Consider the following 22,249-nt stretch of genomic DNA (forward strand, 5'->3'; position numbering starts at 1 on the left):
ATCAAGACTTCTAATGGTGAAAACAATGACGGTGTCTGTCGACCCGAATAACGTCACGCCACCCTCCGCGCTGCACGCGCGTCGGTGGTTCATTCTCATTGCGGTCATGCTGGCATTTACGCCCGTTGTGATCGACATGACGATCCTTCACATCGCCGTGCCGTCGCTGACGCTGGCACTGCAAGCCTCAACCACGCAGGTGCTCTGGATCATAGACATCTATTCTCTCCTGATGGCCGGATTGCTCGTGCCGATGGGAACCCTTGCCGACAGGATAGGTCATAGAAAAATGCTGCTGACCGGCCTGTTCGTTTTTGGCATCGCCTCCCTCGTGGCTGCATTTTCGCTGACGCCCTGGATGTTGATCGCCGGGCGTGTCCTGCTTGCCTTCGGCGCGTCGATGATCATGCCTTGCGTTCTCGGCATTATCAGGCGCACGTTCGAAGACCCGGGCGAACGCGCGATGGCGCTCGGTCGCTGGGGCACGGTCGGTGCCGCCGGCGCCGCCGTCGGCCCACTGGTGGGCGGCGCGCTTCTCGAGCATTTCTGGTGGGGATCGGTCTTCCTGATCAATATTCCCGTCGTGCTCGTCATCATGCCGATCATTGCTTTCATCCTGCCGAAAAACGAAATGGTTTCTCCCGGCAAGTGGCAGATAAGCCAGGCTCTGTTGCTGATCGTCGGTCTCATCGGACTGGTCTATGCCGTCAAAACCGGTTTCGGTGGCAAGCAGCCGTTTGTGATCGTCGTGCTCGCTCTTCTCGTCGGCGCAACGGCTCTGACGATTTTCATTCGCTCCCAGCTTTCGGTCGCGCAGCCAATGCTTGACATAGCCCTCTTTTCCCGCCCCGCGATCGTGACGGGTGTGGCGATGGCGATCGTCACGTCGGGGGCGCTGGCGGGTGTCGAACTGACCCTTGCCCAGGAGATGCAGTTTGTTCTCGACAAGACGCCGCTGCAGGCGGGCCTCTTCATGCTGCCCATCATGATTGCTGCCGCTGTTGGCGGCCCTTTCGCCGGTTTCCTGTCGAACCGGCTCGGCCTTCGCTCGGTCGCAAGCGCGTCCCTGCTGATTGCCTCTCTGTGCCTTCTTTGGCTGGCGCGAATGGATTTTCATGACCCCGGCCTTATCGTACCGGCATGTCTGATGCTGCTTGGACTATCGCTCAGCATCGGCCTCACGGCTTCATCGATCGCCATCATGGGAGCCGTGGAGGCTGAGAAAGCCGGTGCCGCCGGTTCGCTCGAGGCAACCGGCTACGAGCTTGGCGCCGGCCTCGGGATCACCTTCTTCGGCGTGGCGCTGTCGGCAATCTATATGGGTGCACTGGTTCTCCCGGCAGGCGTTCCGGCAGAACTCGCAGATGCTGCACGCCATTCGATCGGAGATACCTACGTACTGGCAGGCAAACTGCCCGAAAACGTCGCTGCGGCACTGGTAACCGCCGGCAAGAGTGCCTTTTCGCAGGCGCATGCGGTTCTGTTGACCGCGGCGGGCACGCTGATCGGCCTGCTTTCGGCAGCCGTATTCCTTGCCCTCAAAAACGTCAAGGCGGGCCACTGAGCCCCTCTTTCTCATTCGCCAGCGCCAATCTGGCGAGATAACTATTCCCATCAAGGAAACCATCGTGAAGTCAGCCATCGACACCGACAATCCCAAGGCCGTTAAATACCCGCTTCCGATCCGCTGTCTTCACTGGGTAAGAGCCGCCCTGATCATCGGGCTCATCGTATCGGGCTGGTATATGACGCGCCTGCCGGAAAGCGATATGGTGATCGCCTCGATCTTCTATCCCAACCACAAGCAGTTCGGCATTCTCGTCTGGCTGCTTGCACTTGTCCACCTTGCGCTTCGCTCGCGTTACGCAACGAGCATGCCGCCAGCGCCCTCGGCGCTCGCGCCTTGGGAGAGAATCCTCTCGCATGCAGTTCACAAGCTTCTCATTCTCCTCACACTCCTTGTTCCGCTGCTCGGCTATTCGCTCTCCAGCAGTTTTTCGCAGAGTGATGGTGTCCCATTTTTCTTCATTCCGCATCTGCCGGAACTGCTTCCCAAGAACGACAATGCCTTTATTGTCTTCCAGACGCTGCACAGGTACGGCGCCTACGCCATTCTGGTGCTGATCGGAGTTCACGTGCTGGGAGCGCTGAAACACCGGCTGATGGACAAGGGCGGTCCGACCGACGTCCTTTCCCGCATGGTTTGATGCGGGTCGGGAGCCGATCACAAGACGAGACGCTGGTCAGACGGCGTCGGCAATCACCGGTGAGGTGGATTATTGGCCCATTTCACCGACAAGATCGCAGGGAAGGATTAGCGTTTTGCACAGGCCATGTTTTTCTCGAATCTGAACATGCCACTGTCATTGGGATCAGCGTCCTGCGTATCGTGCGGGTCAGGATGCCGCGAATTGTAATATTCGACGATCTTGAACCCGCACTTGTTGACGTAGAAGTGAATGTTGCGCTTTTCGAAATAGGGCGTGTGCGTCGTCCATAAGCGGGTTTCAGGATACCGCCGCTCTATCTCTTTCCACGCTTTCTGGCCGACGCCACGGCCATGCTCATCCGGCTCCACATAAAAAAAGGCGAGCTCATTCTCGTGCGTCTTGTCGTCTATCGTAACGACCGCACCTCCCACCCACATCCCGTCGGCGAGAACGCGAAGCGCGACAGAGCCCGGAGCCTGAAATGCGCCTTCAATGTCCTCGTCAGCCGGGATCGTCTCGACCGTCGCCCCCATTTCCTCCACAACGGCGAGCATGAAGGCGCGCTGCAAGGCCTTCTTGAAATCGGGTAAACCCGCCTCCTGCGCTATATCCAGCGTCACATCGACGGAATTTCCGTGTCTGCTCATTGAACTCTCTCTTTCGCTTGGATGGCACAATCCATGATATTGCCACTTACTCTCTCGACAAAGCGTCCACCGGATCGAGCCGCGCCGCATTGCTGGCGGGCAGGAAGCCGAAGGTGAGGCCAATCAGAAAAGCGACGACGCAGGATCCGAGCGCCGCCTGCATGGAGATGATCATCGGCATCTCACCCTGTTGATCGCCGATGATTGCCGCGATCGTAAACGCGAGGGCTATGCCCACGACCGAGCCCGCCAGGCAAATCAAGACCGCCTCGATGAGAAATTGTAACAGAATGTCGAGGCGTCTTGCGCCCACGGCCATTCGGAGCCCGATTTCGCGCGTCCTCTCCGTGACGGACACGAGCATGATGTTCATGACGCCGATGCCGCCCACGATCAGCGAAATAACGGCAACCGACGAAATCAAAAGGGTCATCGTGCCGGAAGTCTTCTCAAGCGCCTTTCGCATCTGATCACTGTTGAAAACATAGAAGTCCTTTGTCCCATGCCGCCGGGTAACAAGGTTGACGATCGCGCGTTCTGCGGCCGCTGTATCGACGCCATCTGCCACACGCACGGTCAATCCGCCGAGGCTGCTGGCAGTTCCAGACACCCTGCCCGCAACGCTGGAATGGGGAACATAGATCTGCAATGTTCTGTCGCCCGCAGCGCTTCTCGGCCGTTGGACAACGCCCACCACCGTCGCCGGCATGCGGTCGATCATGATGGTGCGCCCAAGCGGAACCCGCTTATTAGGGAACAGTGCAGCTGCTGTCCTGTCATCCAGAATGGCCTGCTGGCCGAGCCTCGATGGCGTCCCGGAGGCGAAGCCCCTGCCCGCTATCAGCTTCATGCCGTTAATGGTGAAATAGTCGTGCCCGACGCCGTTGATGTTTGTGGTCAGAGACGCATGGTCTGAGCGTGCGCGCGCCGAAACGTAGATGAGCGGCGTCACACCGCGCACGTAGGATTGCGCAGAGAGCGCTTCGGCATCGGCAATGACAAGAGACGTGATATTCGCCGCACGCTCGTCGCCCCAATCACGCCCGGGATAGATGGAGAGCGTGCTGGCCCCAAGTTCGCTCATCTGAGCCAGAACCTTCTGACGCGATCCTTCCCCCAGACCCACAACACAAACGACGGCAGCGATGCCGATGATGATACCGAGCATCGTCAGGAACGTGCGGATGCGGTGAGCTGCCATGGAGCGAAGCGCCATAGGACCCGCATAGGACAGGCGCTGCCGGAAGGCGGAAAACCGGCCGACCGGTGTTTCGTCACGGGGTGGCAGCGAGATGCTTGCCTCCGGGACATCCCTTGTTCTTCGGTCGGAAACGATCCTGCCGTCACGGATTTCGATGATACGATCGGCGTTGGCCGCCACCTGCATATCATGCGTGACCATGATGACAGTGTGCCCTTCACCGTGCAGCTCCTTGAGGATCTCAAGAACGTTCTCGCCGCTTTTACTGTCAAGTGCGCCGGTGGGCTCGTCTGCAAGAATGATTTCGCCACCATTCATCAAGGCGCGGGCAATCGAGACACGCTGCTGCTGGCCTCCGGAAAGCTGCCCCGGGCGATGATCGAGACGCTCGCCAAGTCCAAGACGATCCAGCAGTGCCTTCGCCCGGCGATGACGGGCAGCCGGATCCAAACCGGCATAAACGGCAGGCATTGCCACGTTCTCGACGGCTTTGAGCGGACCGAGCAGATGATAACGCTGGAAGATGAAACCGAAATGTTCCCGTCGCAACGCCGCAAGCTCATCGGCAGTCAGCCCTGAAACACTTTTGCCGTCGATCAGATACTCCCCCTCAGTGGGCTGATCAAGACATCCGAGGATATTCATGAGCGTGGATTTGCCCGAACCGCTGGCGCCAACGATCGCGACAAGCTCGCCCGCTTCGATCGTAAGGCTGACACCGTTCAGAGCGGTGATTTTTTCGCCTCCGGCTACAAACGAGCGGTAGACATTGTCGATGTGGATAAGAGGGGTCACATCGTCACCATATCTGTGTTGGTCGACGTTTCACCTTCAGCGGGTATGATGACCTTATCGCCAACGGAAAGCCCGTCGATGATCTGACTGTTGATTTTATCCGTCAGCCCAACGGTCACGAGCTTCTCGACCGCAACGCCGGAAGCCTCACGCACCCGCACATGATAGCGGCCGTCCTCATCGCGATGGGTGAGGGCCGACCAGGGCACGAGAGGGACGTTCTCTGCCTTGCCGACGATAATTCTGACGGACGCGGTCATCATGGGCCTGAGGCGGCCATCCGCATTGGGGGTTTTGAACAGGCCGTTATAATATACCGCCTGCACACCCTGAACCGCGCCTGACGTGCCGGTTGTGGAATCCGCTGCGATTGTCGTGGGCGCCGGTTCGATCTGCTCAAGTTTCGCCGAGATCGGGCTGTCGGGATAACCCATGATCGTAAAACGGACGTTTTGCCCAACCCGGACCCGCCCAATATCGGTTTCCGAAACCTGAACTTTCACACGCATCGTGTCCAGTTGCGCCAGAGAAACGATTGTCGGTGCGGCCTGAACGGCGTTCAACGTTTGGCCTGCCTTGGTGACGACGGCGACAACCGTGCCGTCGATCGGAGCGCGCACTTTCGTATAGCCGAGATTGACCTCGGCATTCTCAACTTCGACCGAAGCCTGAAGGATTTGCGCGTCGAGCGCCTCGACTTCGGCCTGCAAGGCACGAAACGCCGCTTCAGCCGTTTCCCGGTTGGCGGTGGACACAATGTTCGCGCTGTTGAGCGTTTTCTGCCTGTTATAAGCAATTTCAGCCTGATGCCGCTTTATGTCCCGCGCACGCCGCTGTGCCTTCAGGTTCGCAAGGGCGGCATTGGCGATCCGCAGACCGTTTGCCTGCGGTGTAGAATCGACTTCGCCGATCAAATCGCCCTGCTTCACCTTCTGCCCGAGTTCGACATGCAGGTTTTTCAGCTGCCCGGACACCTGTGCTCCGACATTGACCAATCGGGCAGGCTCAAGGACGGCGCTGGCGACAACCGCTTCTTCGACGGTTCCCTGAACAACCGGCATAACGATCTCGCCCTGATCATCCGTCCCGGAAAAAACCGTCCGCGCCGAGGCCCCGCCGATCGCCAGAACCGCGATGACGGAGCCGATGATGAGACGATTCTTTCTGGCGATTTTGCGTTTCATTGTCGTCTGACTCATGGTGTTGCGGCCTGTTGAACGCTCGTCCGCAAATGGTCGTTTATCTGCGAGCCGGTCGTATGCCAGGCAAAAACCACCTCAAGGATGGAGAAGACGATGCAGACAACGAGAAGTTTTCGTTCTGTCATGAAGCGTCTGCCCCGGCATGCCTTGGGCGGGGGTCGCACGGCAACCCATCCGCCTAAGCGCCGTCTCACCAATTGGAATCCCAACCGGGCGGTGGCACATCGTCTTCCCAGGCGAAGTCATCCCAGGTGTCGATGTCGCCATAGAAATCCTGGTCGGCATAATGATCGGACCAGTAGGTGCCAATATTGAAGGACACCGTCGGCACGACCGGCTCATGCACCAAATGGGCGTAGGCGGGCACCCTAAGCTTTTGCGCGTCGTGATCGATATCGATGTAAGCACCCGACACCCAGCCCCGGCGCCCTGCGGCCTCGACATCGCACCAACGAAAACCCTTCGTGCAACCGATGACGTTGAGTGGCATACCTTCGGCCAAGATACCCATGGAAGGATAGTGTGTGCTTGGACCCGCCCGCATGTTGATTTCGGCAGCGGCATAAGAACCGGCCTGGGCGGTGGTGTTTCCAAGGATGGCTGCGCCGGCAATTGCCGCCGCGAGAATGAGCGCGTTTCGCATCGAAAACCTCGTATCAAATTTCCGCCGGCACGTTGGCGCCGACGCTAAGAGCAGAGATTGCTCGTGGGTGTCACTAACCAAGTGCAGGTCCAGATTATGTGGAGAAAACGTCGATGATCGGTGGCCTGAAACGAAAGAGGGGCGCCGAAGCGTCCCTTCCTTTCCATCCCCTTTGGCTCTTTTGTCCTCGCGCCGGCTACCAGCGGCTCGGCGTCGGCGAGGCGTCGCTGCAAAGCCAGTCGTGTCTGATTGTCAGACCGGCGCCTCCTCCCGACGTGGCAGCCGCAGATCAATGCTAAAACCGCGTCCTTCGGTCGGCAGAATGACAGCGTCGCCTCCGTGCGTCTGCATGATCGCCTTTACAATTGGAAGACCAAGGCCCGAACCGCCGGAAACACGATTACGGGAATCATCTGCCCGCCAAAACCGTTCGAAGGCGCGGTTCCGGCTCTCATCGGCAAGGCCCGGACCTGTATCGGTGCATCGGAAATACACATAATCCTTGTCCTGCCAGGTCTCGAGATAGACTGTGGAATGCGGGGCATAACGCCGGCAATTATCGAGCAGAGCAACGATCGCCTGACGCAATCTGGGCTTATCTGCCATCGTAACAGCGGGCTTCAGACGTCTCACGACCAGGCCGCCTGCGATTGAAAGATCATCCTCCATGGAATCGGCAGCGGCCGCGACTTCCGATGCAAGATCCAGCCGAGAATACTGCAGATCGAGCTGGCCGGCGTTGCTGAGCGCGAGCGTCCGCAGCTCCTCAACGATGCCGCCAAGATCGTCGACGTGAGCAATGAGGCGAAGATAAAGCTGAGGGGTAGGCTGAAACGCACCGTCGAGCAGGCCCTGCAATCTGCCCCGCAAAATAGTCAGCGGGGTTCGCAACTCATGGGCTATCGCAGAGTTCGAATATTTGAGTTCGGTCTCTGCCCGCTCCAGCCGCTCAGCCATCAGGTTGAAATCCGAGACAAGCTCACCCGCTTCGCCAAAGCTGCGGCGAGGAAGCACGGCGCGCGCAGAAAAATCACCTTGGGCAATCGTTCTCGCTGCGCTCGCAACGGATTTCAGCGGCTCGGTGACGTAGCGCGCCAACCTCCAGCCGACGAACGAGGCCGTCAATATCCCTATCCCAAGCAGCAGGCCCAGAGTGATCGTATCACCAAACTGCCATGCACTGTCGTAGTCCGCGTCGGGATAAAGCCAATCATAGATGAAGAAAAAATAAGCCACCAGGCCGGCATAAACGACGACGAAGGCCAATAGTGTCAGCAACACCATCGCCCGTACAAGCCCGGCGTTCAGGTTAGCACGCTTAGATGTCATCAATCCGGTATCCTACGCCGCGCACACCCGTTAGAACGCCTCCGGCGCCCGCGGCAGTCAGTTTGCGCCTGAGATTGCTGACGTGGCTGTCGACCGTACGGTCGAGCGCCTCACCTTCCGGGAGACAGGCGTCGACCAGTTCGGAGCGCTCAAACACGCGATTGGGGGAAGCCGCCATGTGGGCCAGAATCCGAAATTCGGTGCGGGTCAAATCGAGGACAACATGTTCGGAACCCGTTTCTACCACTGCACGATGTGCCTGGGGATCGACGCTCAGCGGCCCAACGCGAAACACATGGTCCGGACTGCGTCCTGCAACCCGCCTAAGGACCGCCTTGGCGCGCGCAACGATTTCAAGGGGATTGAAGGGTTTGACGACATAGTCATCGGCGCCGATGCGCAAAGCCTGCAGCTTGTCCAGATCATCCGCAAGCGCCGTCACCATGATGACAGGGGTGTCGGACACCCGCCTGATGGCGGCAAGCACCTCATATCCGTCCTGACGCGGCAGCTTGATATCGAGCACGACCAGATCCGGCCGAAGACGCTGGTGATGGCCCAAGCCAACTGTGCCGTCACTCGCGGTGACGACGCGGAAGCCTTCGCGCGCGAAATAGGTTTCGATGATGTCGGATATTTCCGGGTCGTCTTCTATGATCAGGATGAGGGCGTTGTTCATGGATTGTCTCTCGATAAGCAATTTTTGCAGGCGTTGAGATCAAGCGTCGTCGACATTGGTTCAACGTGCTGACGTCGCGATCGCAGTGCGGCTTCGGCATTCTTTCCGCAGTTGGACCAACTTATTGAAGCGCGTCAATCGGTGATGTGGTCGGAGGGTTCCCGCTCCACCGAACACGACGATTTTCTCCACGCTTTCTCGACAGACGAGGCGCACTCGCCTTTTCGCCAGCACGGCACCGGTAAACGGCACTGTTCCGTTTCTCAACGCGCTGGGAATTGACGGAGAGCCTTTCGGATATGAAAAAACCAACAATCGAACAATCGCCGGTGAAAACCCGCTCCTATCGTGCCGAAAGTCCCGCGGCGTGCGGCCGGCCGGCTACGTTTGGCAACACTTATCGCGTTTCCAGGTCTTGCGGCATCATCTGCACAGGGATGGCGCGCTGATGCACGCCTATTGCGATTTTGACGGCACGATCGCCACGATCGACGTTACGGATGCCGTTCTCGAGCGCTTTGCGGCGGCGGAGTGGCACGATCTCGAGCGGGCCTGGGAAGCGGGGCGGATCGACGCACGGCAATGCATGAGTGCGCAGATCACGCTCATTCAGGCGGCCATGAATGACATCGATGAATTTCTCAACACGGTCGAAATCGACCCGGAATTCCCCGAGTTTGTCCGCTGGTGCTCGAAAAATTCGATCTCCGTCACCGTTGTCAGCGACGGGGTCGATCGTTTCATCCACCGCGTCTTGTCCAATCATGGTCTCGGCCACCTCGACATCATCGCCAATCGCCTCTGTGTCGAAAAGAACGCGAGCCGCTTTCACTACCGATTGGAAGCACCGTTCATGCAGCCCGATTGCCAGGCCGGATCGGGCGTTTGCAAATGCGCCGTGGTCGCATCGCACACGCCCCACCTCTATGTCGGCGACGGGCGAAGCGATTTTTGCGTCTCGGCGCGTGCGGACCTTCTTTTCGCAAAGCACAAGCTGGTCGCCCATTGCACAAGCCACGCCATCCCCTTCGTCTCCTACACGACTTTCAAGGATGTGCAGACCGAGGCGGCTGCACGGCTGCGGCACATCATCACCGCTCGCGGAGCGGATCGTCACCTTTCCCAAACCGCCTAATCAGGAATATGAAAATGCATTCTCTCATCAAGCCGGCTAACGGCCAGCCAGATACCGTATCCGAAGAGGACCTTCGCTTTCTGGAGGAGACCTATTGCTCCCACGGAGACACGGTTCACTACACGGATCATCCCAAGTTCTTCACCGGATGCGATGGATCCTTCATGTATGACGAGACTGGGACAGCCTTTCTCGATCTGCAGATGTGGTACTCGGCGGTCAATTTCGGCTACCGCAACCATCGCCTTAACGCTGCGGCCCATCGCCAGCTGGACACCCTGCCCCAGGTCGCCTCGCAATATCTCCATCGTGAGAAGGTCGAACTGGCGACGATGATCGCCCAGGACGCGGAAAGAAAGTTCGGGCGCAAGGGTCGCGTGCATTTCAACGTCGGCGGCTCACAGGCGGTGGAGGACTCGCTGAAAATCGTCCGGAACTTTTCAGGCGGGAAAAGCCTGATGTTCGCTTTCGAGGGCGGTTATCATGGTCGCACGCTGGGCGCCACATCCATCACCTCGTCTTACCGTTACCGTCGTCGTTACGGGCACTTTGGCGAACGCGCCCAGTTCATCGAGTTTCCCTACCATTTTCGCGGCCCGAAGGGCATGTCGAAAGAAGAGTACGGCCACTATTGCGTCCAGAAGTTCGCCCGCCTGTTCGAGAGCGAATATAACGGGGTCTGGGATCCGAAGGCCGGCAAGTCCGAATATGCGGCGTTCTACATCGAGCCCATTCAGGGCACCGGCGGCTACGTGATCCCGCCGATGAACTTCTTCGTCGAACTGAAGAAGGTGCTCGATCAGCACGGCATTCTTCTTGTCGTCGACGAAATCCAGATGGGCGTCTACCGCACGGGCAAGCTCTGGTCGATCGAACATTTCGGCGTCTCCCCTGACGTTCTGGTCTTCGGCAAGGCGATTACCAATGGTCTCAATCCGCTGTCCGGCATTTGGGCACGCGAAGAGATGATCAATCCGACGATTTTCCCGCCCGGTTCCACGCACTCCACCTTCGCCAGCAACCCGATGGGAACGGCTGTTGCCCTCGAAACGCTTAAAATGGCCGAAGAAGAGAATATCGGCGCCAGTGTCATGGCGAGGGGCGCCGCCTTCCTTGATGGTTTGCAGCAGTTGCAAAGCAAACATGCGATCGTCGGCGAAGTGGACGGGCTCGGCCTTGCGCTGCGGATGGAAATTTGCCTCGACGACAGCTTCACGCCTGACAAGGCCACGCTCGACTGGATGTCGGATGAGGGCATGAAGGGCGACATGATCGTCAACGGGCGCAAATACGGCCTGGTGCTCGATGTCGGTGGTTACCACAAGAACGTCATCACGTTCGCGCCAAACCTCAACATCTCCTTCGACGAAATCAATCTGGCGATCGAGCTGCTCGATCAGCTTCTGACCCGCGCCGAACGGAGGTAATCTCGTGAATACGCTTCTGCTCCATCTCGACGATGCCCTACATCTGCAGCCAACCTTTGTTGATGCCGCACTTTCGGTGGGCGCGCGCGAGGTTGACGAACGACGCTGTGGGAGCGCCGTTCGTCTCTGGAGCAGGAGGGAGTCGCTCGATCTGTTGAAACCCGGTATAGCGCGCCCCGCCGGCGCGCCCGCGTCCCCTCGACTGTGTTTCCTTGGATCGGGCGACTTTCATCATGTCTCAGCAATGCTGATTGCCGAGGCGGCAGAAAGTTTCGATGGACCTCTCACCGTCATCCATATCGACAATCACCCTGACTGGGTCAATTTCGACAACGGTCTCCATTGCGGCTCGTGGGTCAATGAGGTTGCAGAACATCCAAATGTTCAAAAAATCATCACGCTTGGTGTCTGCAGCGATGACCTGCAATCGCCGGAGCGCAAGGGTGCTAACCTCGGCAATCTGGCTAACGGCAAGGTTGAACTCTACCCTTACGACCGCCTGCCAAGCCGCGTCAAACGCGCCTATGGGGAGAGCGTCAGCTACACTCAGGCGAGCAACCATCTCATCTGGTCGACAATGAAAAAAATGGGACTGGCGGCATTCAGAGAGCACCTGCTCTCGCGGATATTCACGTCCAATGTCTACATCACCATAGACAAGGATTGCCTGTCGCTGGACGACGCGATCACCAATTGGGATCAGGGCCGATTGCGGCTTTCCACGATCCTCGAGCTCTTAAGCGATATTGCGACGCGACATCGTATCGTGGGTGCTGACGTCATCGGTGATTATTCGACGCCGGTTTATAGCGGCACCCTGCTCACACGACTTCTGAAGCAGGGGGAAATCCTGATCGACCAGCCGTTGCGCGCCCCCGATGCGGTGATGACCCGCGATCGCAATACCATCACCAACCTTACGCTTTTAAGGTCTTTTTCGGACATACTGTCATGACGGACGGGCTCAGTAACACAATGCTTGCTCTCATTCTTTTCTGCGTGCTGACGGAGGCCGGCAGGGAAGTCTGCTTCAAACTGGCCTCGGCCAGCGACCGGCGCAACATTTATCTCCATCCCTGGACACTAACCGGGGTCGTGTTCTGGGGTGTAGAGCTCGTCGCCTGGACCTATGTCCTTGCGCATGTTCCGCTCTCCATCGCATTCCCGCTGATGGCCTCGAGCTATGCCGTCATTACCATCTTTAGCGCCATCCTTTTCAGGGAAACAGTCGGCCTGCGGCACTCGATCGGTGTTGCCCTGATATCGGGCGGCGTCATCTGCGTGGGAGTATCGGGATTATGACGTTTTCTTTCGCCGGCTCACAATCCAGCCTATCCCGCCCCTTCCCTCAAGCTCCGGCAGACGAAAAGACGAAAGCGTTCAATCCGTCAAACGACGGTCTTTCCTTTTTCGAAGAGGGTACGAACGGCAAGGCCATCATGCTTGTACACGGCATGAGCGGCGCCCCTGCCGAAATGCGCCTGGTGGCACGACAATTCAGCCGCAGGGGTTATTCGGTTTTTGCCCCCCTGCTCGCCGGACACGGGCGTGGGGAAGCCGCCTTGCGGCGTTCCCGCTTTGAAGACTGGCTCGACAGCATCACGATCGCCGCAGACTGGCTGGCAACACGAAGCGACACCGTCTTTTCCGCCGGCATTTGCGTTGGCGGAAAGCTTTCGCTGCTCGCGTCCCATATGCCATCATCCCCGATTAGGTCGGTCGCGCTCTACTCACCCTGCTTCCACTACGACGGCTGGAATGTTCCGCGCTATTACGCGATCCTTTCTCCGCACATCAGATGGATCAGTTTTATACCCTTCATCGATCGTCTCAATTTCAGCGAAACGCCTTCCCTCGGCATCAAGGACGAGCGCCTGAGACGGATGATTGCGGCAATGGAAAATGAAGGTGTTCTCAGCCATTTCCCGGGGCGCGGTCTCGTCGAGATGAGCCGGCTCGGCCACCATCTCAAGAAGCATCTGCCTCAGATCACCACGCCATCTCTCATCATTCATTCAACTGAAGATGATCTCAGCGGTCCGGATCACGCCCGCTACATCGCCGCAAAGCTTGGCGGCCCAAGAGCGCTGCATTGGTTGAACGACAGCTACCATATGATCCACGTGGACAGGGAACATCGCAAAGTCGCCGATCTTTCCGCCCGGTTTTTTGAGACAAAACATGCGTTTAGAAACCCGATTTGAGATTGGCGACGGCCCGGGTCTCAACTCCCGAAACCTCGAATTCCGGATCCACGAGACTCTTGTCGCCGTCAACAGGGATGCCTGGGATGCGTGCTTCAGCGCCGATATAGAGCGCTATGACTACTTGATGGCAGTCGAACAGTCCGGCCTTGAGGGCTTTGAGTGGCGGTATGCAACCATCAGCTATCACGGGATAATCATAGCTGCAGCGCCGTTTTTTCTATGCGATTACCGTCTGGAAACGACGCTGGAACGAGGACGGCTCACGTCCCTTGTCGAATGCATCCGCAAACGATTCCCGCGGTTTCTGTCGCTCCGGCTTGCCTGTATCGGCTCTCCCTGTACGGAAAGCGCGAACATCGGAATGCATCCAGATATTCCCGGCGTTTGGGAAGCTGATCTGATGACCTATCTACTGGAATGCACGGAACGATGGGCCCAGATGTCAGGATACGGCCTGTTCGCGCTGAAAGACGTGCCGATACCTCTGGGACGAGCGCTTTCGGCAGCGGTCCACCGGCGCGCGTTCGTCGCCATGCCCGGCTTGCCAACCGCATGGTTGCGCGTCGACTTTCCCGATATCGAGACCTATCTCGCCGGATTGTCGTCTTCGACACGCAAGGACATGCGCCGCAAATGCCGCGCAGCCTCCGAGGTGAAAGTGGAGAGGGTTACCGACCTTGGCGAGATGTTGCCCCGCTTTCTCGAACTTTATCACGATACCCGTAACCGAAGTGAGTGGCAGTTCGAAGAGCTGACCACGGACTACTTCACCGGTGTCCTGTCAAATCTGCCTGAGAATGCGTTCTGCACCGTCTATCGCGTTGGAGACGACATTCTCGCCTTCAACCTGCTTTTGCACGACCGCAATCGGCTCATCGATAAATTCTTCTGCATGGATGCCGTACGCGGCAAGCCGTACAATCTCTATTATCTTAGCTGGTTTGAAAATCTGCGTTTTTGCCTCGAGCATGGGCTCACCCGATATCAAAGCGGGCAGGCCTACTACCAAAACAAGCTCCGCCTCGGCAGCACATTGACTGCGAACTCCATGTTTTTCAGGCACCAGAACCCCGCCCTGCACACGCTGCTGAGATGGGTTTCACCGCTTTTCAGCTCCGATGGATTGGAGAAGCAATGAAGGATCTGCCGACGCTTTGGCTCTCCATCCCCCTGTTGAATACGCTGCAGCAGATTTTTCTCAAGGAGAGCGCTGTCCATGTTTCAGGCGAATTCGGCGTTCAATGGTTGGTTAGTCTTGCCACATCACCCTGGTTTATTCTGGCCATCATTGCCGAAATTGTCTGTTTCGTCCTATGGCTGCGTGTGCTTGAGCAGACTGACCTGTCCAAAGCGTTTCCGCTTTCTGCGGTCAGCTATGTTTTCGTGCTCGCAAGCGCTTGGCTCCTCTATTCCGAACCGGTATCCGCTCTTCAACTGGGCGGAAGTGCGCTGATCATTGCGGGTGCCTGGTGTGTGTCGACGGCACCGGAGGAAAGGGCGATACCGGCGTCCTCGACCAAATCTGCACAGTGACTGCGCGAAATCTTGAGCCTGCAATGGTCTTGGGAGGGGTGATGAATGCGGCGGCATTCATTCGAATTGTCGCATCAGCGACCGGCACTGGGGATCAACGGCTCTTTTTCTGGGTAATGCGTGTTTCATGTGGTCCAAAATGAATAGGGTGCGTCGTGATTGCGTCGATCGTTCGAGGTCGAATTGCAATGTCGTCTTGAATCGGCATCGCTGGGTGCTCATTGCTCTCCTCCTGTCTTCCTGCCATCAGGGCGGACCGACTTTTTCGGACATCGCACCGGCAGAGTTTTCGCCGGTGGGCGCGCAGCGACCCAGCCCAAAAAGCGAACCCTGGTGGCTGGCGCTTAACGACAGTCAACTCAATGCCATCGTGGCGCGTGTAGAGCAGGGCAATCTAACCGTGGCACAGGCCCGCGAGCGGCTGGCTGCGGCAGCCGCGATTTCACACTCTGCGTCCTCCGGCTTCCTGCCCAATGTCGGCCTCTCAGGGTCTGCAACGGGTTCCAGCAGCAGGACAAAGGTAGACGACATTTCCCGCCGTCCAACTCAGCTTAATCTTGAGACCGGCTGGGAAATCGCTCTCTTCGGGCAAGATAAGCTCGCCCAGCAATCTGCCGATCTCGACCGATACATGGCGGCGGAAGACGTAAATGCGGCAAAGCTCTCCGTCGCGGCGGAGGCCGCAACAAGTTACGTGCGTCTGCGGGCGCTGCAGCACCAGCGACGAAATGCCAATCTCCTTTCGTCCGCCAAAACAATAGCCAGGGATGTGGCGACCGTGCGGTCACGAAGCGGATTGGCGACAAGGCTCGAAGCCCAGTCGGCAACCGACGATAGTGCCGCGATGGCGCAACAAAAACGTCTCCTCGACAATGCCATCGCGGACGAAATCCAGCGCATTGCCTTGCTTCAGGGCGCGATGGAGGGTGATGCGGTACTATCGGTAGTAAAACCGCAACCCGTGGCTAGCAAAGCACGGGTAACGGCGGTCCCGGCCGATGTACTTCGGCAGCGCCCGGATGTCAGGAGGGCGGAATTCGCCGTCCTGAAGGCTGGGGCCGAAGTGGGAATTGCGAAGTCAGATCTTTATCCACAACTTCACCTTTCGGGGATGATCGGTATCGGATCACCCGTCTCTGGGTCCATTTTCGGCATCATGGGCGGTCCGTCATTACAAATGCCCCTCTTCGACTACGGGAAACGGCTCGATGTCGTGGAGGCAAAAAAAGCGCAATTGCGTGAGGCCGTCGCGGCTTACCGACAGGCGGTTCTTGTCGCCCATGGTGAAGCCTCCTCGGCCTTGCGGGCGCTGCTTGCCGCGCGCCTGGAAACTGCCCGTGCAAAATCGGCGCATGCCACGGCTGAAAAGGGCTCAGCGGAGGCCCAATTGCTGTCCCGCGAAGGACTGTCGGACGCCTCCGTCCTTGCGGGTCGCCAACTCGCAGCCGCAGAAACCCGCCGTCAACTCACCGAAGCGATGAAGGACGAAGCGGAAGCCCTGATTGCCTTTGCGAAAGCAACGGGCGGAAGTCTCGCCGCGGAGGCGTCGGGTATCGCAACCTCCCCCGATAAACGGAGGAAAAGCGGATCATGACGATCTCGATTGCGCGCAAGACCCTTCTTCACGAATGGCGCCGCTTTTTACCCGCGACAATCGCGATTGCCTTCTCGGGCGTCCTGATGACGGTCCAGGGTGCCTTGTTGCTGGGCATCGTGGGCGCCAATGGTCTTTACGTCACGCAATCCAAAGCCGAATACTGGGTGGGTTTTCCGGGAACGCAGAGTGTCGACCTAGGCCGCGCCATGCCGGCGAGTGTGGCGACAAATCTCTATGCCGAGCCGGCGATTTCGCATGTGGAGCCGGTCCTGTTCGGCTCCGGCGACTGGAGAGGCACGCATGGCGGCGGCGGTGTCAGCGTCACCGTGCTCGGCATCGATACGGCAAATGACGCCGATGCCCTCGCGCGCATCATTCCCGGATCGCTGCGAAATCAGTTGAGCGAGCCCGGCACCGTCCTTGTGGACATTGCAGACGCTTCGAAGCTTTCTACAAAAAAGGGCGGTATTGCCGAAGTGAACGGGCGTTCGGTGCGGATTGTCGGTTATATCGACGGCCTTCGCGGCCTGGGCGGCGTCAATGTCGTCGCCTCAAGGGAGACCGCCCGTAATCTCGATCACAGCCTGCCCAGCGACGGCGGCGCCACCTATTTCCTCTATGATCTCAAGCCGGGCACCAACGGCGCCGCCATACAGGCGCGCCTCAACAGCGGTACCGACATACGCCGCTTCGAGGTCTGGTCGGCTGAAGAACTCGCATCGATGACAACGATGTACATGTTGCTGGATTCGGGTGCGGGGATTGCATTCATTTTCGCGACCCTCATCGCCGTGATGATCGGTGCCGTCATAACGAGCCAGACCCTGATGGGTGCGGTGGCCGGCACGGTGCCTCAATATGCGACGCTCAGGGCGCTTGGCGTACCCTTCGACCGACTCCGTTTCATCGTCATCGAACAGGCGGGCTGGGTCGGTCTTTTCGGTTTTATCATCAGCCTGTTTTTAAGCGTTGCAATCGCCCTGATGGCGGCGGTTTACCGAGTTCCCTTCGAACTGCGCTTCACCATCGTTGCTGCAGCCTCAACGGTGGTGCTTCTTGTCGCGGCTATCGCCTGTCTTCTGGCAATTCATCGTTTGCGGGACACCGATCCCGCCACGCTTTTGAGGTGAACCATGCTGCCTGTCCTCAGCGCGCGCAATATCGGTAAGTCCTTTACAATACATAACATTCACATGCAGGCGTTGTCGGATGTGTCGGTCGACATTTTCGCTGGAGAATTCACGCTACTGATTGGCCCTTCGGGCTGCGGTAAGAGCACGCTGCTTGCCATCCTCAGCGGCATGACGAAGCCCGATGACGGGTCGGTGAGCGCAGGTGATGTCATGCTGTCGACATTAAGCGATGAAGCGCGGGACGAATTTCGCCTTAAGAATTGCGGATTTGTTTTTCAGGGGTTCAATCTTTTCCCGGGCCTCACCGCAGTCGAGCAGGTGCAGATACCGCTTGATTACATGTCTGTTCCCGCTGCAGAGGCCCGCGACCGGGCCGAAAGCGCATTGGCAAGCGTCGGCTTGTCAAAGAGAAGTCATCTACGGCCATCGGAAATGTCCGGCGGTGAAAAACAGCGTGTTGCGATTGCCCGCGCTATCGTCAAAAAACCCGCCATTCTCTTCGCAGACGAACCGACCAGCGCCCTCGACAGCGAAAACGGTCGAAACATTGTCGAGATTCTCCAGTCCATCGCAAAAGACTCCGGTTCGGCGGTGCTGTGTGTTTCGCACGACATGCGTCTCGTCAAGCAGGCTGATCGTGTCCTCCAGATGGAGGACGGACGCCTGCTCCGAGACATCAGGCCCATCTCCGGTAAAAGTTCCACAGGATCTTAAAGACATGAAATTTCTCCCTCGTATTAAACGTCCGGCAGTGACAACGGTTTCGGCTGGGATGATCGGCGTGGCGCTCTTGTATTTCACCGCACTTTCCCCAAACGCCGAGGAAGATACCGACCGGCCGGATCTGGTCGGTCCACCCATCCTGGCTGCCGCTAGGGGGGTCGTAGATATCCCGGGCGGTCTTCTGCGGGTCGCCTCCCCCCGCGATGGCATCGTTGCGTCCCTGCTGGTCAACGAGGGTGACCAGGTCAAAGCGGGGGACGTCATGGCGGTACTCGATTCCAGTCAGGAAACGTTATCGGCGAAGATCGCATCGGAGGAAGCTCTGCAGGCCGAAGAGCAACATAATCTTCTTCAGATGAAGATGAAAAACCTTTCTCGCCAGGCAGATCGGGTCAAGCGCGCCGCAGCGGGAAATGCCGTCTCGGACCAAGCTCTCGATGAAGCCATAGCAGCCAGGGACAATCTCACCGGCGAATTGAAGGTGGCCGCCTCGGTTCTCGCTGCCGCAAAGATGCGGCGCGATATCGCCGCCCGCGAAGTCGAAATACGAACAATCCGCGCTCCGGTCGACGGTTTCATCATCAGGCAGGGGATTAAAGTCGGGGAATTTGCCGCCGCCAGCGGCGCGACGGAGATGTTCACCATCCTGCCGGAAGGCCAGAAGATCGTCAGGGCGGAAATCCCCGAGCAGTTTCTCGACAACGTCAAACCCGGTGTGCCTGTTGAGGTGCTTGCAGAAGACAGAACGGGGCAGGCATATGAGGGTCGCATCAGCCGGATTTCTCCCGTTCTGATGCAGTCAACCGGCATGCCCGGCGAACGCAATGACATTCGCACAGCAACCTCCATCGTGATGGTGAGCCGCGACGCTCCGTTCCGGGTGGGACAACGGGTCATTATTCGCGTCTACAAATAGGTCGTGCTACGACGGTCGTGACGATCTGGTGTGGTAACTTCAAGGACCTTCACGCCCGCGGCCTGCATATATACCAAGGCCCGAGATGCTGACGCATCCTCGCCTTGAAGAGATTGCAAATATCTCAAATGCATCAGACGCTTGAGATATTTGCAAAAGGAATACCAAGAGTCATATTCAATGATTCTTGGTATTCCTGCTCCACAAACGCGAAAAGCCCCACGTCGTCGATCGACTGTGGGGCTTTGGTTTGGATGCCGATTTTGGCCAGTAAGTCTTTGTCAGACTTGGACAAATAGGGAAGTATATAGGATTTGGTTGCGGGGGCCTGAGTGCACAGAGAATTGTTAATTCAAATATATGGCCGCCTTCAAATCTCCAGCCCGTCACCGACAACAGTTCCTCAAGACGAAGAAGGCAGCGATTGATTACATCTCGGCGCGCCGCAAAGCTGCAAGCGGACTTTGTGGATCAAACTCCCCCTGTTCGTGCACCAGCCCTGCCTGCTCAATCAGCGAAGCGAGCTCTGCGATTGCGCTCTCCGTCATATTGCTACCAACGCGATTTGCACGCTGCGCTTTCGAACCGACTTGCCGAAGAAGGTCTGTACTCATCATGTGTGGCTGCAAGCTTACTCCGATCGATGCAAGATGTTGCTCGATATAATGGAAAATGCGCACACCGCCCCCATCCATGTCTCCCCAATGGTAGGCCGGTGCGCAAGCCTGCCCCGTTAGCCTCACTATCGTCTCCAACACGGGCCGCGACGGGAAACCGCCTGAATAAATCACCAGTCCGTTTTCGCTTTGCCCGATCTCACGGACATACCGAACAAAGGAGGCAAAATTCTCAATGGTCAGAAGATACTCCGGTTTTTTATAAAGATTTATGCGCCCGGCGCATTCGGCAGGCACGCCAACAAAAGGGATTTTCGGAAACGGCTGCTCATCTAGCGAGACCGCGCCACTAATAAGAACAGGTTGGGGAAGTCGTTTTATCCCGACGCTGGCGAGAAGCTCCTCCGCATCCAGCGCGGCTTGCACTTGGCTTAATGAAGAAAGCCGCGAGATTGCGGACGCAACCGAGGTGAGATTGCTTTCGAGCGCTTTACTATCGCCCGATATAAGTCTGGAAAAACTGCGAAAATCGACGTCACCTGCGGCGGGTTCGGCAAGGCGTGCAGATATTGCGTCGGCAAGACGCAGGACTTGATCGAGTGTTCTACTCTCCCCCGGTGCAATACCCATATACGAACAGTTACGGCCCCAAGCGAGAGCGGCTTCATCGATCAGCAGTACAGTCTTGCCTGGAAGGTCTTGCCGAGCGCGAAGTGCCGCTAAAGATGCCATCGCAAATTCCTGGGCTGGCTGCCGCTCAGTCTGTCGATAAAGCACCTCAGGATTTCGAAGTTTCACGCTCTTTATCGAACGCTCCCATTTCGGACCAGTCCAAACAATCTCCAGTCCACCTTCCTTCTCCAAGAAGGTGAGAGCTTCTTCGAACGCGTCGCTCGCATTGACGGTCAAGCTATCCTGATCAATCGCAGCTATCCAACGGCTCGCATCCGGGTTTTTCTCGTATCCGTCGAGCAGGTAGTCGATCAAGGATGCCATATTGGAAAAACGGCGGCGGCTCATTCTGCAGCCTGGGCCTCCGCACTCAGGCGCATAACCAGCTCTTCCTTTGTTATATATTGCGGATTGGCCGCGCGCATCTCCTGACGAACCCGATCTTTTATCTTGATGGATTCCGCCATAGAGACATCACCGCTACGAAATATATCGATGATGTAATTCAGATTCTCATAGACAACTGCACGCTTCTCGGTCGGCGCAGCGATGACGACCTGAAGTCCGATATCGCGATAGAAATTCAGTAACGTTCGCTGGTTCGGCCCGTCCATCTTGCTGAACGCCTCGTCAAACACGGCAAGCCCCATACCGATTCCGGCGTTGTCCTCTGATTGCCGCGAGCCGTGATAGGTGACGGAAAGTGCTGCGCCTATCACCACATAGAAAGGGACTTGCCGTTCGGCTCCGCTGGCAACCCCGCGTCGCCGGTCGAAACTCGTTGTGCGATCGGCTGCAGAATCATATATTTTCAGATCGTAGGTGAAATAGTTCTGATACTCTTCAAACACCGTAAAATCGAAGGTGTCGTCCGCCAGCAATTGCTCGACCTGCCTTATGGCCCTGCCATGTCGTTCATCTCGAGGCGGTACCTGCCCAAACAATGCATCAAGTACGCTGTCGTCGGTTTCGCTATCACGCACGAGACGATAAATATCCTCGAACTCCTGCTTGATCGAAGCCTTGAGGCTGTAGGCTTCGTTATTGAACGGACGCGACCGGAGCGCTTTCGCAAGCCTCTCCATCTCGACCGCGCTGCGCGAAGAGATTGATGATTGCAGCCGTGTCAATGATCAATAAATTTTCGCTCACAGCGTAATTCCTTCAATGAAAACGCTACTATTTTTAAGTTCTATCGCTGCCATCACGGCCGGAATATCGTCGGCACTTCTGTTCGCACGCCGTAAAATGCCCGCCACAGACACAACTTTTGCAGGGTTGATCAGACCATATTTACGGAATAGCCGCGCGCTTTCTCGGTAGAGCGGCCGCCACATATCACCCGTCGCCTCTTCCTCGTCGTCGTCGCTGTCTTCAGGGTGCACATAGTTGCGAATTTGCTCAAAGATCGCCTCGACGATCCCGGTTTCCTTCTCCCAAGCCATGTATTCCTTGAGTACGGTATGGAACTCCTCGAAGCTCATCCGCTGATCGTTGATGCGATCGTATAATTTGCCATCCGCAAAGGTGCGCTGGAAGATGTAGTTTTTCGCATTTTCATCGAACGCGCTGTCGAACACACC

23 protein-coding genes are annotated in these 22,249 nt (G+C 57.5%); 13 read left to right on the forward strand and 10 right to left on the reverse strand.

Annotation, left to right across the window (positions count from 1 at the left end; all coding sequences use genetic code 11):
• Positions 1-25 precede the first annotated feature (25 nt).
• Entirely contained in the window at positions 26-1,564 is a 1,539-nt protein-coding gene (locus ACQZ48_RS15895) for an MFS transporter (protein WP_448729013.1), read from the forward strand.
• A gap of 64 nt (positions 1,565-1,628) precedes the next feature.
• On the forward strand, positions 1,629-2,207 hold the full coding sequence (locus ACQZ48_RS15900; protein ID WP_077983178.1) for a cytochrome b: 579 nt from the start codon (positions 1,629-1,631) through the stop codon (positions 2,205-2,207).
• 107 nt (positions 2,208-2,314) lie between these two features.
• On the opposite strand, the gene ACQZ48_RS15905 is transcribed toward ACQZ48_RS15900, so the two are convergent.
• The 7 genes from ACQZ48_RS15905 to ACQZ48_RS15935 all read right to left on the reverse strand — a co-directional run bounded on the left by ACQZ48_RS15905 (position 2,315) and on the right by ACQZ48_RS15935 (position 8,706).
• Positions 2,315-2,857 (reverse strand): GNAT family N-acetyltransferase, encoded by a 543-nt coding sequence (locus ACQZ48_RS15905; RefSeq protein ID WP_448729014.1) that lies wholly within the window; start codon positions 2,855-2,857, stop codon positions 2,315-2,317.
• Between the two features lie 46 nt (positions 2,858-2,903).
• Positions 2,904-4,853 carry a MacB family efflux pump subunit gene (locus ACQZ48_RS15910; protein WP_077983180.1) on the reverse strand — a complete coding sequence of 650 codons (1,950 nt, stop codon included), beginning with the start codon at positions 4,851-4,853 and terminating at the stop codon, positions 2,904-2,906.
• Complete coding sequence (locus ACQZ48_RS15915) at positions 4,850-6,037, reverse strand: efflux RND transporter periplasmic adaptor subunit (RefSeq protein WP_448729015.1); 1,188 nt, start codon at positions 6,035-6,037, stop codon at positions 4,850-4,852. Before ACQZ48_RS15915 ends, ACQZ48_RS15910 begins: the two co-directional genes overlap by 4 nt.
• 11 nt (positions 6,038-6,048) lie before the next feature.
• A complete protein-coding gene (locus ACQZ48_RS15920; protein ID WP_276327079.1) occupies positions 6,049-6,180 on the reverse strand; it encodes a hypothetical protein in 132 nt (43 codons plus the stop codon).
• Between the two features lie 65 nt (positions 6,181-6,245).
• Positions 6,246-6,698, reverse strand: a complete 453-nt coding sequence (locus tag ACQZ48_RS15925) for an SH3 domain-containing protein (protein WP_077983181.1) — start codon at positions 6,696-6,698, stop codon at positions 6,246-6,248.
• 252 nt (positions 6,699-6,950) lie between these two features.
• Entirely contained in the window at positions 6,951-8,027 is a 1,077-nt protein-coding gene (locus tag ACQZ48_RS15930) for an ATP-binding protein (RefSeq protein WP_448729033.1), read from the reverse strand.
• Positions 8,017-8,706, reverse strand: coding sequence for a response regulator (locus tag ACQZ48_RS15935; protein ID WP_077983183.1), 690 nt, complete (start codon positions 8,704-8,706; stop codon positions 8,017-8,019). Before ACQZ48_RS15935 ends, ACQZ48_RS15930 begins: the two co-directional genes overlap by 11 nt.
• Positions 8,707-9,154: 448 nt before the next feature.
• Between ACQZ48_RS15935 and ACQZ48_RS15940 the strand changes: the two genes are divergently transcribed.
• The 11 genes from ACQZ48_RS15940 to ACQZ48_RS15990 all read left to right on the forward strand — a co-directional run bounded on the left by ACQZ48_RS15940 (position 9,155) and on the right by ACQZ48_RS15990 (position 19,377).
• Entirely contained in the window at positions 9,155-9,841 is a 687-nt protein-coding gene (locus ACQZ48_RS15940; RefSeq protein ID WP_173991436.1) for an MtnX-like HAD-IB family phosphatase, read from the forward strand.
• Between the two features lie 14 nt (positions 9,842-9,855).
• Positions 9,856-11,268 carry an aspartate aminotransferase family protein gene (locus tag ACQZ48_RS15945; RefSeq protein WP_448729016.1) on the forward strand — a complete coding sequence of 471 codons (1,413 nt, stop codon included), beginning with the start codon at positions 9,856-9,858 and terminating at the stop codon, positions 11,266-11,268.
• A gap of 4 nt (positions 11,269-11,272) precedes the next feature.
• The gene (locus ACQZ48_RS15950) at positions 11,273-12,223 is read left to right on the forward strand and encodes an arginase family protein (RefSeq protein WP_077983185.1); all 951 of its coding nucleotides are present in this window, start codon (positions 11,273-11,275) and stop codon (positions 12,221-12,223) included.
• Positions 12,220-12,570: a DMT family transporter gene (locus tag ACQZ48_RS15955; RefSeq protein WP_137411800.1), complete on the forward strand. Its 351-nt coding sequence runs from the start codon at positions 12,220-12,222 to the stop codon at positions 12,568-12,570. The genes ACQZ48_RS15950 and ACQZ48_RS15955 overlap by 4 nt, the downstream gene beginning before the upstream one ends.
• Positions 12,567-13,472 carry an alpha/beta hydrolase gene (locus ACQZ48_RS15960; protein WP_448729017.1) on the forward strand — a complete coding sequence of 302 codons (906 nt, stop codon included), beginning with the start codon at positions 12,567-12,569 and terminating at the stop codon, positions 13,470-13,472. Before ACQZ48_RS15955 ends, ACQZ48_RS15960 begins: the two co-directional genes overlap by 4 nt.
• Complete coding sequence (locus ACQZ48_RS15965; protein ID WP_448729018.1) at positions 13,450-14,613, forward strand: GNAT family N-acetyltransferase; 1,164 nt, start codon at positions 13,450-13,452, stop codon at positions 14,611-14,613. The genes ACQZ48_RS15960 and ACQZ48_RS15965 overlap by 23 nt, the downstream gene beginning before the upstream one ends.
• Positions 14,610-15,008, forward strand: a complete 399-nt coding sequence (locus tag ACQZ48_RS15970) for an EamA family transporter (protein WP_077983188.1) — start codon at positions 14,610-14,612, stop codon at positions 15,006-15,008. The genes ACQZ48_RS15965 and ACQZ48_RS15970 overlap by 4 nt, the downstream gene beginning before the upstream one ends.
• 127 nt (positions 15,009-15,135) lie before the next feature.
• Complete coding sequence (locus ACQZ48_RS15975) at positions 15,136-16,602, forward strand: TolC family protein (protein WP_448729019.1); 1,467 nt, start codon at positions 15,136-15,138, stop codon at positions 16,600-16,602.
• Positions 16,599-17,735, forward strand: a complete 1,137-nt coding sequence (locus ACQZ48_RS15980; protein ID WP_448729020.1) for an ABC transporter permease — start codon at positions 16,599-16,601, stop codon at positions 17,733-17,735. The genes ACQZ48_RS15975 and ACQZ48_RS15980 overlap by 4 nt, the downstream gene beginning before the upstream one ends.
• Positions 17,736-17,738: 3 nt before the next feature.
• Entirely contained in the window at positions 17,739-18,452 is a 714-nt protein-coding gene (locus ACQZ48_RS15985) for an ABC transporter ATP-binding protein (RefSeq protein ID WP_448729021.1), read from the forward strand.
• A gap of 4 nt (positions 18,453-18,456) precedes the next feature.
• Positions 18,457-19,377 carry an efflux RND transporter periplasmic adaptor subunit gene (locus ACQZ48_RS15990; RefSeq protein WP_137411795.1) on the forward strand — a complete coding sequence of 307 codons (921 nt, stop codon included), beginning with the start codon at positions 18,457-18,459 and terminating at the stop codon, positions 19,375-19,377.
• A 428-nt stretch (positions 19,378-19,805) separates the two neighbouring features.
• On the opposite strand, the gene ACQZ48_RS15995 is transcribed toward ACQZ48_RS15990, so the two are convergent.
• The 3 genes from ACQZ48_RS15995 to ACQZ48_RS16005 are packed head-to-tail and all read right to left on the reverse strand — an operon-like array spanning position 19,806 to position 22,246.
• Positions 19,806-21,014, reverse strand: a complete 1,209-nt coding sequence (locus ACQZ48_RS15995; protein ID WP_448729022.1) for a Wadjet anti-phage system protein JetD domain-containing protein — start codon at positions 21,012-21,014, stop codon at positions 19,806-19,808.
• Positions 21,011-21,796, reverse strand: coding sequence for an SbcC/MukB-like Walker B domain-containing protein (locus ACQZ48_RS16000; protein WP_448729023.1), 786 nt, complete (start codon positions 21,794-21,796; stop codon positions 21,011-21,013). Before ACQZ48_RS16000 ends, ACQZ48_RS15995 begins: the two co-directional genes overlap by 4 nt.
• An 18-nt stretch (positions 21,797-21,814) precedes the next feature.
• Positions 21,815-22,246 (reverse strand): hypothetical protein, encoded by a 432-nt coding sequence (locus ACQZ48_RS16005; protein ID WP_448729024.1) that lies wholly within the window; start codon positions 22,244-22,246, stop codon positions 21,815-21,817.
• Positions 22,247-22,249: the final 3 nt, after the last annotated feature.

It is taken from the genome of Agrobacterium sp. 22-209-1, from assembly GCF_053522485.1.

Bases quoted from the DNA above. Each gene is read 5' to 3' on its own strand.
- ACQZ48_RS15895 (WP_448729013.1), top strand. From the start codon at position 26: ATGACGGTGTCTGTCGACCCGAATAACGTCACGCCACCCTCCGCGCTG.
- ACQZ48_RS15960 (WP_448729017.1), top strand. From the start codon at position 12,567: ATGACGTTTTCTTTCGCCGGCTCACAATCCAGCCTATCCCGCCCCTTC.
- ACQZ48_RS15940 (WP_173991436.1), top strand. From the start codon at position 9,155: ATGCACGCCTATTGCGATTTTGACGGCACGATCGCCACGATCGACGTT.
- ACQZ48_RS15935 (WP_077983183.1), bottom strand. From the start codon at position 8,706: ATGAACAACGCCCTCATCCTGATCATAGAAGACGACCCGGAAATATCC.
- ACQZ48_RS15975 (WP_448729019.1), top strand. From the start codon at position 15,136: ATGTGGTCCAAAATGAATAGGGTGCGTCGTGATTGCGTCGATCGTTCG.
- ACQZ48_RS15965 (WP_448729018.1), top strand. From the start codon at position 13,450: ATGCGTTTAGAAACCCGATTTGAGATTGGCGACGGCCCGGGTCTCAAC.
- ACQZ48_RS15970 (WP_077983188.1), top strand. From the start codon at position 14,610: ATGAAGGATCTGCCGACGCTTTGGCTCTCCATCCCCCTGTTGAATACG.
- ACQZ48_RS15955 (WP_137411800.1), top strand. From the start codon at position 12,220: ATGACGGACGGGCTCAGTAACACAATGCTTGCTCTCATTCTTTTCTGC.
- ACQZ48_RS15945 (WP_448729016.1), top strand. From the start codon at position 9,856: ATGCATTCTCTCATCAAGCCGGCTAACGGCCAGCCAGATACCGTATCC.
- ACQZ48_RS15980 (WP_448729020.1), top strand. From the start codon at position 16,599: ATGACGATCTCGATTGCGCGCAAGACCCTTCTTCACGAATGGCGCCGC.
- ACQZ48_RS15905 (WP_448729014.1), bottom strand. From the start codon at position 2,857: ATGAGCAGACACGGAAATTCCGTCGATGTGACGCTGGATATAGCGCAG.
- ACQZ48_RS15930 (WP_448729033.1), bottom strand. From the start codon at position 8,027: ATGACATCTAAGCGTGCTAACCTGAACGCCGGGCTTGTACGGGCGATG.
- ACQZ48_RS15990 (WP_137411795.1), top strand. From the start codon at position 18,457: ATGAAATTTCTCCCTCGTATTAAACGTCCGGCAGTGACAACGGTTTCG.
- ACQZ48_RS15915 (WP_448729015.1), bottom strand. From the start codon at position 6,037: ATGAAACGCAAAATCGCCAGAAAGAATCGTCTCATCATCGGCTCCGTC.
- ACQZ48_RS15995 (WP_448729022.1), bottom strand. From the start codon at position 21,014: ATGAGCCGCCGCCGTTTTTCCAATATGGCATCCTTGATCGACTACCTG.
- ACQZ48_RS15925 (WP_077983181.1), bottom strand. From the start codon at position 6,698: ATGCGAAACGCGCTCATTCTCGCGGCGGCAATTGCCGGCGCAGCCATC.
- ACQZ48_RS15920 (WP_276327079.1), bottom strand. From the start codon at position 6,180: ATGACAGAACGAAAACTTCTCGTTGTCTGCATCGTCTTCTCCATCCTT.
- ACQZ48_RS15985 (WP_448729021.1), top strand. From the start codon at position 17,739: ATGCTGCCTGTCCTCAGCGCGCGCAATATCGGTAAGTCCTTTACAATA.